The sequence below is a fragment of the Bradyrhizobium lablabi genome, from assembly GCF_001440475.1.
Taxonomy (GTDB): domain Bacteria; phylum Pseudomonadota; class Alphaproteobacteria; order Rhizobiales; family Xanthobacteraceae; genus Bradyrhizobium; species Bradyrhizobium lablabi.
In genome coordinates this window covers 1-10,103 of the sequence record NZ_LLYB01000023.1, presented here as the reverse complement: position 1 = coordinate 10,103, position 10,103 = coordinate 1, and the positions used below count along the sequence as shown (strand labels likewise).

The 10,103-nt window shown below is 60.1% G+C and carries 10 protein-coding genes; 7 read left to right on the top strand and 3 right to left on the bottom strand.

Annotation, left to right across the window (positions count from 1 at the left end; all coding sequences use genetic code 11):
* From odhB to CQ14_RS00355, 5 genes are all read left to right on the top strand, one after another.
* Nucleotides 1-973, top strand: a 973-nt coding sequence (gene odhB / locus CQ14_RS00375) for a 2-oxoglutarate dehydrogenase complex dihydrolipoyllysine-residue succinyltransferase (protein ID WP_057855979.1), incomplete at its 5' end; no start/stop codon positions are given.
* 5 nt (nucleotides 974-978) lie between these two features.
* Nucleotides 979-1,290: a DUF2442 domain-containing protein gene (locus CQ14_RS00370; RefSeq protein WP_057855978.1), complete on the top strand. Its 312-nt coding sequence runs from the start codon at nucleotides 979-981 to the stop codon at nucleotides 1,288-1,290.
* A gap of 11 nt (nucleotides 1,291-1,301) precedes the next feature.
* Nucleotides 1,302-2,048: an SDR family oxidoreductase gene (locus CQ14_RS00365; RefSeq protein ID WP_057855981.1), complete on the top strand. Its 747-nt coding sequence runs from the start codon at nucleotides 1,302-1,304 to the stop codon at nucleotides 2,046-2,048.
* 36 nt (nucleotides 2,049-2,084) lie between these two features.
* Nucleotides 2,085-3,485 carry a dihydrolipoyl dehydrogenase gene (gene lpdA, locus CQ14_RS00360; RefSeq protein ID WP_057855977.1) on the top strand — a complete coding sequence of 467 codons (1,401 nt, stop codon included), beginning with the start codon at nucleotides 2,085-2,087 and terminating at the stop codon, nucleotides 3,483-3,485.
* A gap of 138 nt (nucleotides 3,486-3,623) precedes the next feature.
* Entirely contained in the window at nucleotides 3,624-4,154 is a 531-nt protein-coding gene (locus CQ14_RS00355) for a hypothetical protein (protein ID WP_057855976.1), read from the top strand.
* A gap of 146 nt (nucleotides 4,155-4,300) precedes the next feature.
* Here the strand turns inward: CQ14_RS00355 and CQ14_RS00350 are convergent, their stop codons facing one another.
* Nucleotides 4,301-4,891, bottom strand: a complete 591-nt coding sequence (locus CQ14_RS00350; RefSeq protein WP_057855975.1) for a DUF4337 domain-containing protein — start codon at nucleotides 4,889-4,891, stop codon at nucleotides 4,301-4,303.
* Between the two features lie 124 nt (nucleotides 4,892-5,015).
* Here CQ14_RS00350 and CQ14_RS00345 point away from each other — a divergent pair, with 124 nt between their 5' ends.
* Nucleotides 5,016-5,573, top strand: coding sequence for a hypothetical protein (locus tag CQ14_RS00345; protein ID WP_057855974.1), 558 nt, complete (start codon nucleotides 5,016-5,018; stop codon nucleotides 5,571-5,573).
* Nucleotides 5,574-5,693: 120 nt separating this feature from the next.
* Here CQ14_RS00345 and CQ14_RS00340 read toward each other — a convergent pair whose 3' ends face one another.
* Together CQ14_RS00340 and CQ14_RS00335 are read right to left on the bottom strand one after the other, a co-directional pair.
* A complete protein-coding gene (locus CQ14_RS00340; protein WP_063800263.1) occupies nucleotides 5,694-7,097 on the bottom strand; it encodes a DUF1254 domain-containing protein in 1,404 nt (467 codons plus the stop codon).
* Between the two features lie 30 nt (nucleotides 7,098-7,127).
* Nucleotides 7,128-8,531, bottom strand: a complete 1,404-nt coding sequence (locus CQ14_RS00335) for a DUF1254 domain-containing protein (RefSeq protein ID WP_063800262.1) — start codon at nucleotides 8,529-8,531, stop codon at nucleotides 7,128-7,130.
* A gap of 357 nt (nucleotides 8,532-8,888) precedes the next feature.
* On the opposite strand from CQ14_RS00335, the gene CQ14_RS00330 reads away from it, so the two are divergent.
* The gene (locus CQ14_RS00330; RefSeq protein ID WP_057855972.1) at nucleotides 8,889-9,908 is read left to right on the top strand and encodes a SphA family protein; all 1,020 of its coding nucleotides are present in this window, start codon (nucleotides 8,889-8,891) and stop codon (nucleotides 9,906-9,908) included.
* Nucleotides 9,909-10,103 lie beyond the last annotated feature (195 nt).

The window sequence follows — 10,103 nt, the reverse complement described above, 5'->3', positions numbered from 1 at the left end:
CGCAGCCGCGCCCGCCAAGGCTGCAGCGCCCGCCGCCGCGCCTGCTGCGGCTCCGAAGGCTGTCGCAGCGGATGCGCCGCTGGCGCCGTCGGTTCGCAGGCTCTCTGCCGAGAGCGGCATCGATGCTGCGACCGTTCCCGGCTCCGGCAAGGACGGCCGCGTCACCAAGGGTGACATGCTGGCCGCGATCGAGAAGGCGGCTTCCGCGCCGACGCCGGTGAATCAGCCGGCGGCTTCCGTGCAGGTCCGCGCGCCATCGCCGGCCGATGACGCCGCGCGCGAAGAGCGCGTGAAGATGACGCGGCTGCGCCAGACCATCGCACGGCGGCTGAAGGACGTGCAGAACACGGCCGCGATGCTGACGACCTTCAACGAGGTCGACATGAGCCACATCATGGCGATGCGGTCGCAATACAAGGACGTGTTCGAGAAGAAGCACGGCTCCAAGCTCGGCTTCATGGGCTTCTTCACCAAGGCGGTGGTGCAGGCGCTGAAGGACATTCCGGCCGTCAACGCCGAAATCGACGGCTCCGATCTGATCTACAAGAACTACTATCACATCGGCGTCGCCGTCGGCACCGACAAGGGCCTCGTCGTGCCCGTGGTGCGCGACTGTGACCACAAGTCGATCTCCGACATCGAAAAGTCGATCGCCGATTTCGGCCGCCGCGCCCGTGACGGCCAGCTCAAGATCGACGAGATGCAGGGCGGCACCTTCACCATCACCAATGGTGGCATCTACGGTTCGCTGATGTCGACGCCGATCCTCAACGCCCCGCAGTCCGGCATCCTCGGCATGCACAAGATCCAGGAGCGGCCGATGGTGGTCGGCGGCAAGATCGAAGTGCGCCCGATGATGTATCTGGCGCTGTCTTACGATCACCGCGTGATCGACGGCAAGGAAGCGGTGACCTTCCTGGTTCGCGTCAAGGAAAGCCTGGAGGATCCGGCGCGGCTGGTGCTGGATCTGTAACGTCCATGGAAGTGCACCGAGCCAACAAGGGCGAAGCGGGATTCCCGCTTATCGCCAGTGTTGAGCCGGTTATGTTTGGCGTTCTGCGTATTGTGTTCGATGACGGGTACGAAGGTGTTCTGGACCTGCGATCGGTCATGGGGAAGGGGATCTGGCAGAATATTCGCACCAGGGAAGATTTCTTCGAGGTCGAACTGGAGCAGTTCGGCAGTCATTTGTCCTGGCCTAGAGGTAATGGCGTGACGGAGCTTCCTGCGGATGGTGTTCGCGTAGCCTGCGAGCGTCAGGAAATGTTGCTCAGATCGATGCGTTGGTAGTTGAGGTGCAGATGGACAAAGTCGTTGTGATCACCGGCGGCAGCCGCGGCATCGGCCGCGCTACCGCGCTTGCTGCCGCCGCGCGCGGCTATCGTATCGTCGTCGGCTACGCCAGCAACAAGGCGGCGGCCGACGAGGTCGTCTCGCTGATCGAGGGCAAGAACGGCAAGGCGATCGCGGTGAAATGCGATGTCGCCGAGGAGGGCGATATACTGGAGCTGTTCAGGGCGGCGGACAAGTTCGGCACGTTAGGAGCGCTCGTCAATAATGGCGGTATTGTCGGCAAGAGCGGCGTGCGCGTCGACGAGATGTCGGCCGAGCGTATCCAGCGCGTGATGGCGGTCAACGTCACTGGCTCCATCCTCTGCGCGCGTGAGGCGGTGAAGCGCATGTCGACGAAGCACGGCGGCACGGGCGGCGTCATCGTCAACCTCTCGTCGGTCGCAGCCAGGCTCGGCGCGCCGAACACCTATGTCGACTACGCCGCCTCCAAGGGCGCGATCGATTCCTTCACGGTCGGACTTGGCTATGAAGTCGCTGACGAAGGCATCCGCGTCGCAGGCATCCGGCCCGGACTGATCGACACCGAAATCCACGCCGCGGGCGGCGAGCCCGATCGCGCCCATCGGCTCGCGCATCTGGTGCCGATGAAGCGCGTCGGCAGCGCCGAAGAAATCGCCAACGCCATCGTCTGGCTGATTTCGGACGAGGCATCCTACGTCACCAGCGCCATCCTCGATGTCTCGGGCGGGCGGTAATCCCTGACACCTTTCTACAAGCTACAGGACTTCATCATGGCTACCTACGATCTCGTCGTCATCGGCACCGGCCCGGGCGGATATGTCTGCGCGGTGCGCGCGGCGCAACTCGGCATGAAGGTGGCGGTGGTCGAGAAGAACGCGACGCTGGGCGGCACCTGCCTCAATGTCGGCTGCATGCCGTCAAAGGCGTTGTTGCATGCCTCCGAAATGTTCGAGGAGGCCGCGCACTCCTTTGCCAAGATGGGTGTCAGCGTTTCCATGCCGAAGCTCGATCTGCCGGCGATGATGAATTTCAAGCAGCAGGGCATCGACGGCAACGTCAAGGGCGTCGAGTTCCTGATGAAGAAGAACAAGATCGACGTGCTGAAGGGCGCCGGCAGGATTCTCGGTGCCGGCAAGGTCGAAGTCAGTGGCAATGGCAAGACCGAGACGGTCGAGACGAAGAATATCGTCATCGCTACCGGCTCCGATATCGCGCGGCTGAAAGGCATCGAGATCGACGAGAAGCGCGTGGTGTCGTCGACCGGCGCGCTTTCGTTGGCGAAGGTGCCGGAGAAAATGCTGATCATCGGCGCCGGCGTGATCGGCCTCGAACTCGGCTCGGTGTGGCGCCGGCTGGGGTCGGAGGTCATGGTCGTCGAATTCCTCGACCGCATCCTGCCCGGCATGGATGGCGAAGTGGCGAAACAATTCCAGCGCATGCTCGAGAAGCAGGGCTTTGCATTCAAGCTCGGCTCCAAGGTCACCGGCGTTGATACCTCGGGCAAGATGTTGAAGGTCAGTGTCGAACCGGCAGCCGGCGGAGCGGCGGAGACGCTCGAAACCGATGTCGTGCTGGTCTGCATCGGCCGGGTGCCCTACACCGAAGGCCTCGGGCTCAAGGAGGCCGGCGTCGCGCTGGACAATCGCGGGCGCGTGCAGATCGATTCGCATTTTGCAACCAGCGTGAAGGGCGTCTACGCGATCGGCGACGTGGTGGCGGGGCCGATGCTCGCGCACAAGGCCGAGGACGAAGGCGTCGCCTGTGCCGAGATCATCGCAGGGAAGGCCGGCCACGTGAACTACGATGTAATCCCAGGCGTCGTGTATACCACGCCGGAAGTGTCGTCGGTCGGCAAGACCGAGGAAGAGCTGAAGCAGGCGGGCGTCGCCTATACCTCCGGCAAGTTTCCTTTTACCGCCAACGGCCGTTCCAAGGTGAACCAGACCACTGACGGCTTCGTGAAGATTCTCGCAGATGCGAAGACCGATCGCGTGCTCGGCGTGCACATCATCGGCCGCGAGGCCGGCGAAATGATCCACGAAGCCTGTGTTCTGATGGAGTTCGGCGGCTCTGCCGAAGATCTGGCGCGCACATGCCATGCTCATCCGACCCGTTCGGAAGCCGTCAAGGAAGCCGCGCTTGCAGTCGGAAAACGCGCCATCCATATGTGATCTAGATCCGGGACGTACCGGGTAGAGCATGGTTGAAGAAGCGGGTATCCGGTTCTCGAAAAGGCCATGCTTTTGAACGAGGAGATGGAGCGGGGCGACCAATCAATGGACGTCATTCCGCTCTAGGGATCACGATCGATGATGCGCCGCCTGTTACAGCCGTTCTGGGTACTGCTCGCGATCATCTTTCTGATCGAAGCCTGGCTGTGGGATCATCTCGAGCCGATCGTCGAGCGCATCGTTGCGGCGATCCCGCTCCGCGCCTTCAAGCAATGGCTGTCCGATCGCGTCGATGCGCTGTCGCCGGCGATGACGCTGATCGTGTTCGCGGTGCCGGTGATTCCGCTGTTCCCGCTGAAGCTGGCCGGCCTCTGGCTGCTGGCGAATGAATACTGGCTCAGCGCCGCCGTTGTCATCGTGCTAGGCAAATTCCTCGGTCTCGGCGTCACCGCCTTCATCTTCGACGTGACGCGCGCCAAGCTCTTGCAGATGGCTTGGTTCAAGAAGACCTATGAATTCATCATGGCGATGCGTGCCAAGGCGGCAGAACTGGTCCAGCCGATCAAGCAGCGCATCCGGGACATGCTGGGTGGCGGCGGCGAAGGCTGGTCGTCGCGCACGCTGCGGCTGATCGCGCGCTTCCGCAAGAGCGTGCATCAAGCGCGGTAGCTTCTCGCGGTCGCCGCCTGGCTTGACCGGGCGACCCAGTATCCCAGAGACGAGAGTGCTTGAGCCGAGAAGCCGCGGCGTACTGGATGTCCCGCTTAAAGCGGAGCATGACAGGGGAGCGCGTTGTTAACGGCTCCCCCGAAAGCTCAATGCAAATGCAGCAGATGCGGCGCGTAGAGGCCCAGCGCGGTGATGGCGATGCCGGCGATCGCCAACACGCCTGACACCCAGGCCAGAACGATCATGCCGGTGATGATGGTGGCGGAAGCCAGCACGATGCCGATCTGGAAGGCGGCCGAGGCGATTTCGTAGTGGTGGTACTTTGCCGTCGCCTCGTCGCGCTGGTGTTCGGCGTGCTTGGCGCGTTTGGCGAGTTCTTCCGAACCTTCGCCGGTTTCCGGCTCCGAGCGGTAACGCTGCGCGGTCTTGTTCCAGTCGTCGATCTGCTTCTGCAGCGCCGCCTTTGCAGCATCGTCGCCGACGGTCCCCATGCTGAGCTTGGCGTGTTCGGCGGTGGCCTGCACCACGGTGCGGCGAATGCTCTTGGCCTGGAAGAACGCCCAGAGGTTCGAAGCCTCGACATTCTTGCTGATCGCTTCGGTCTGCGCGCCCTTGCCCAGCGTTTCCGACAGCGCCAGAAACAGGGCGATCACGGCGATCAGCAACGCGATCTTCTTGTTCGAGCCCGAAGCATGCTCGGCATGCTCCGCGTGCTCCATGCTTTCATGTGCGCCCATATTTTCCCCTCACCAGTGAGATCCAAATCCAAGATTGCCGAACGGCCCATTCAACGCAAGAGTTAAGCGGATTTTGGACCCATTCATTAATAGTTTGTTCTATCCGTATTTTTAAGCTCTCAATATGACAACCGCCGATTTCATCGCGATCTGCTTTTGGCCGCTCGTCATTCTCTTCACAGTGCTGCTGAGCACCGTCCGTGAGCCGGTGTTGCAGCCAACGATCGGCCTCCTCGCCGTGCTGCTGGGTATATCTTCGCTTATCCTGTGGGTGGCTTATGGCCGCAGTTCGATAATCGCTATCATCGACTGGTATCTGTTCGTCATCGTTCTCGGAGTTGGGCTGGTCTGGTGGGGAGGGCGGGAGTGGTATCTCTTCCGCTCAATTCAGGGATCGGCATTGAAAGCTTGCGTCGCAGTGCTTGGTGGCGCCGCTGTTGTCTTCTTTGTCGGCAACATACTGATCAAGGATTTTTTCCAGTCACCGATCGTGATCGAAGGCCGGGTTCAGAACCTGCGCACAACAGGGACGCGCAATACCGAATACGTCGCTGACGTGGCTGGGCACACGGTGAAAGTGACGATGCCGGTATATGAGCGGCTGAAATTCCTGCCGGTTGTCCGCGTGGAGGTCGGCCGCGGATCGAACTACGTGTACACGATTGAATATCTCGCCAACTAACAATCTGCCAAAGTAGTTCTAAGGCGTGTACTCATAAATCCGCAATGTCCGCTTATTATCTCCCAACAGCGGCGCCAAAGCGGACATCGGACGATGTCCGAGAAGTGCCCAGGAGCGGACCTAATTCATCTTTTGTACCGGCGGCGGCATCCAAAACCCCGCTAGAAATTCTGACTTTGGCGAATAGAGCCGCATCAGTAGCGTGAACGGCTTTTTGGCGACGGGCAGCCAATTCGCCTCCTTATCACTGCCGGGCGTGTCCGCCTGTATGTACAGATCAAGCGAGCCATCAGCACCGGTGACGAGTTTGTCACGGTCGCCCAGTGCCATCCGATTAAGCGCATTCGGAATGAAATAGCCGTCGGTGTCGTACGCCGTGACAGACCAGAACGCATCGACAGGCGGAAACTTGCCCTTGTCGAAATGCAGGACGTAGCTGCTGTTGCCATCGAGCGGCTGGCCATCGCTATCCGTGGAAAGCGAAGGATAGACGGCGTCCTGCGGCAGGTTTTCGCCGAGGCAGCAAAGAGCGATGGCGCCGCGATAGAGGTAGTCCACCCCGTACACACCGCTGCGGGTGGTGTAGACCCAATCCTTCCCTCCTTCGCCACCCGCCCGCTTGGCGGCTTTGGCAAGCAAAGCCTTGCCGTCGCCGGAGCCGCGCTCGAATGCCTGTTTGATCTGCGGCGGTGTGACATTGAGATCAAAATTTTGGCCCACCTTGAAGCCCACGCGCTCAAGTCGATGGATCATCGGATAGTCGAACGGTCCCGGCGGGTTATCCTTCAGGAGTTCTGCGAAGCGGGCGAAATATATTGCCGCATCCATCTTCTCGATCTGCACGGGCGGTGGTGTTTTCATGTCGATAACCGGATCGACGATGCCTTTCGGCGGTGTGTAATTGCCCTTGCCCCATGCCGACAGCGGCGTCAGCTTGTAGCTCGCCTGAATCTTGTGGACGTTGTCGTAGTCCGCGACGCCGTTGGTTTGAGTGCGTCCGCCGACGCCCACGAAGCGGGTGGGACTGCGGATGATTTCGAGCCCTGCCGGAGGTTGTCCCTGCCAGCTTGGGCCTACAAGTAGAAACTCGCGAGCGGAGTTGCGCCCAGTGGTGCGCGTACCCGGCACGGCGAATACGTCGGTCCAGAAGCTCAGCAGGGGCAGCATGAAGTAGCGATCTATCGCCGGCACTGAGAGCACGATTGGTTCAGGACCGAGATCAAGGTGGGCGCTTGAGTAGAGCGTATCGACGTTTGCCCGTACCACGGCTTTGAAGTCCGCTGGAGGGAAAGCACGGGCGTGACTAAACTGGTTATAAGGCCCCTGCGTTACGATGCCGGTCGGCGCGGCATAGTTAGCGCCCTGCCGCGTGAAGACATCCATCAACAGCAACGGATAGGCGTAGACATACGCGTCCTTTGCGATGTCATAGGCTTCCTGTTCGGAAACGTTTTGCGATGACGCTGACGTGATGGGTGTCAGGGCGAGTGCAAGCGCAATGATTCCCAGAATCGTTCTGGTCATGGCTCTGCTCCTTTCATCCGACCCAATGCGTCATAGGTTGGAAATCTGCTCCAAATCCGACAGCTTCCATGTCTTCTCGAACAGCGGCTTGTCGGGATCGTAAAAGCGCATGGCGGGGAAGAATGCCTTTCCCGGTGCGGTGTAGATCCAGTTTGCCTCCTTGCCTTCTGGTGCCTTGGGACCGAAGTAGATGTCTACCGAGCCGTCGGCGTTCCGCTGCATGGCCTGATTGTAGCTATCGAGCGTGACCACCGGCGCTTCACGTATGAGCGCCGCGGTATCCACCGCGTACACGATCATTGACCAGTATTGCTTCGCCGGAACGTTGGCCGGGATGTGCACCGTGTAGGTCCGCTCGCCGCTCAGCCGCTCGCCGCTGCTATCGCTGAATGCGAAGAGATACACCAAGCTTTCGCCCGTCTTTTTCGGCAAGCCAAAAGCGGAGTAGTTCGCCCAGCCGCGAGCGTCCACGTCCAACATATCGGCGGTCTGGAAGGTGAAACCAGATTTGATGCCCTTTGGGTCAGGTGGGGACCATTTTCGATCCGGCCACCACGGTTGGCTGTATGAGGTCAGTCCCTCGATGAATTGTGCCTTCGCTTCCTGCGCTGCGGCCCGCAATATAGTCTGTGTCGCCGCGTCGGGTTTGAAGGCTTTGCCCTTCTCAATGCCGATACTCTTGAGCATGCCCATCGTGATTAAATCGCGGGGCAGCACCGGTTCTTCCTGAACCATGCGGTTGAGCCTCTCAAAAAAGCGCTCGTCGAAATCGGCAATGCCATCGAAGGTTTTACCATAAATATCGATGTAGCGCTGTTCTGGCGGGTTGGCGGCCTGCGCGAGCGGATAGACCCGTATCTTCTTCACCAACGCCAATGCGGCCGCGACATCGGTCTCGCTTGGACTGTTGCGGATTGCTCGATAAAGCGAGTAGCCGTTGTATGTCGGATATTTGACGGGAAAGTAGCCTGCCGGTATTTCCGCATTGAAATCCGGCGGCAGCAGCAGGTACTTCGCGCCCTTGCCCTGGTCCAGGCCCGCAGGGCCTACGTCGTTCATCGGCTCATCCCAGGCATTGACCATGGAGCCCAGGAGCCCGGCGCCTATAGCCGCCGGAATCTCCACCACGACCGGACCGTCTTTCAAATTGTAGTTGAAATAGATGTAGTTCGTCGAAGCGTTGGGCGTCGTGACTTGGAATTTCCAATTTTGGGGTGTTGAGAAGTAGCAAATGTCGTTGTACTTAGCTCCGACATCGCGGAAGTACGCCTCCCGCATCGCGTCCGTATTGACCAGCGGCATGCCCCAGATCGCCGCTTCAACGGCGCGCCGCTCGATCGTGCGGCGGGCAAGGTCGTCGGCGGAGAATGGCTGTGCGTTCGCTGATACTGCCACGCAGACAACGCCTAATGCTGCGGAGATGATTTTCCTCATAGCACCGCTCCCCCTTACTCATATCAGAGTCATCGGGACGAAGCCGCCTCGGAATTGAGGATCAACTCCAGATTGATCCGCCAATAATATAAGCGATTTTTGGATTGACGGTGACAATTCAAAGGACAGAAGCATTGCCCTAAACAACGGTGTGCCGATAACGGGAATTGGAACCACGCGCACTGAGTGAAAGCTTCGCGGATGTGTGATGGGTTTGTCACGCGAGAGCGAAAACTGGCGTGTTGGCCTACAAATTCCGGGAATCCTCTAGCGCAGGAATCTTGGAGCCCCATAATCGTTCGTATTCCTTATCGGTCTGATGGGTTGTCATTCGCGTTCGCCGGTACTGGAGGGACCATGAGACCTAGTCGTCATAGGCACCAACTCCTTGCGACCATGGTTCTCACCGTCTGCATCTCTGCAAGTTCAACAGTCGATGCGAAGGCCGATGCCGGCGGCGTCGGCTTCTGGTTGCCGGGAGGCATGGGCAGTCTCTCCGCCGTGCCGGGACAGCCGGGCTGGAGTCTCACCAGTATCTATCTTCACGTCGGAGCCAACGCCGGTGGGGGCAAGGATCTGCAGCTCAACTCGTCCGTTGTCGCCGGCCTGCATGCGCGCGCCGATGCCGTGGGTTTCCTGCCCGCCTACACTTTTGCCACGCCGGTACTTGGCGGCCAGTTGACGGTCGGTGTGCTCGGCGTGCCCGGCAACGTCGGGGTTGGCATTGCCGCCACGCTAACGGGCCCGCGGGGCAACCAGATTTCGGGCAACGCCAGCGACGAGAGGGCCACGTTTGGTGACGTGTACTACCTCGGCACCCTGAAATGGAATCAGGGCGTCAACAATTACATGTGGTACGTGCTCGGCAACATCCCGAGCGGCACCTACGACTCCACGCGGCTGGCCAACCTGAGCATCGGCTATACCGGCGTGGACAGCGGCTTCGGCTACACCTATCTCAATCCGCAGACAGGGCACGAATTGTCCGCGGTCGCCGGCTTCAGCTACAGCGGCATGAACAACGCGCTGCAATACCGCAACGGTATCGACTTTCATCTGGACTGGGCCATGTCGCAGTTCGTCAGCAAGAGTGTTCATGTCGGGCTCGCCGGCTATGTCTATCAACAGGTCACCGGCGACAGCGGAGCCGGCGCCAAGCTCGGCGATTTCAAAGGCCACTCGGTCGGCATCGGTCCGCAGATCGGGGTCTTCTTTCCCGCGTTCGAGGGATACACCGGCTATCTGAACCTCCGTGGCTATTGGGACGTCGTAACCGAGAACCGGGCGACCACCCAGACCGTGATGGTCACGCTGAGTTTTGCACCGTCCGCGCCGGAAAAGCCGACGACGCCGCGCGGGCCGAGGCAATTGAAGTAGCTCGAAAGCGGATTACGTGGTCGTGGATGACGAAGTGAGTCCGCTTTGGGTCTTGGCCGTGTAAGGTCAAAACCGGAAATACTCTGATTGAGCCGAGAATTTCTGCTTAGACCCCCAGAGCCGACATCTGCGCCTTTATGAGTACACGCCCTTCTGTAATGGGCCCGATGATGTCAAGTCTCCCGAGTGAACGTC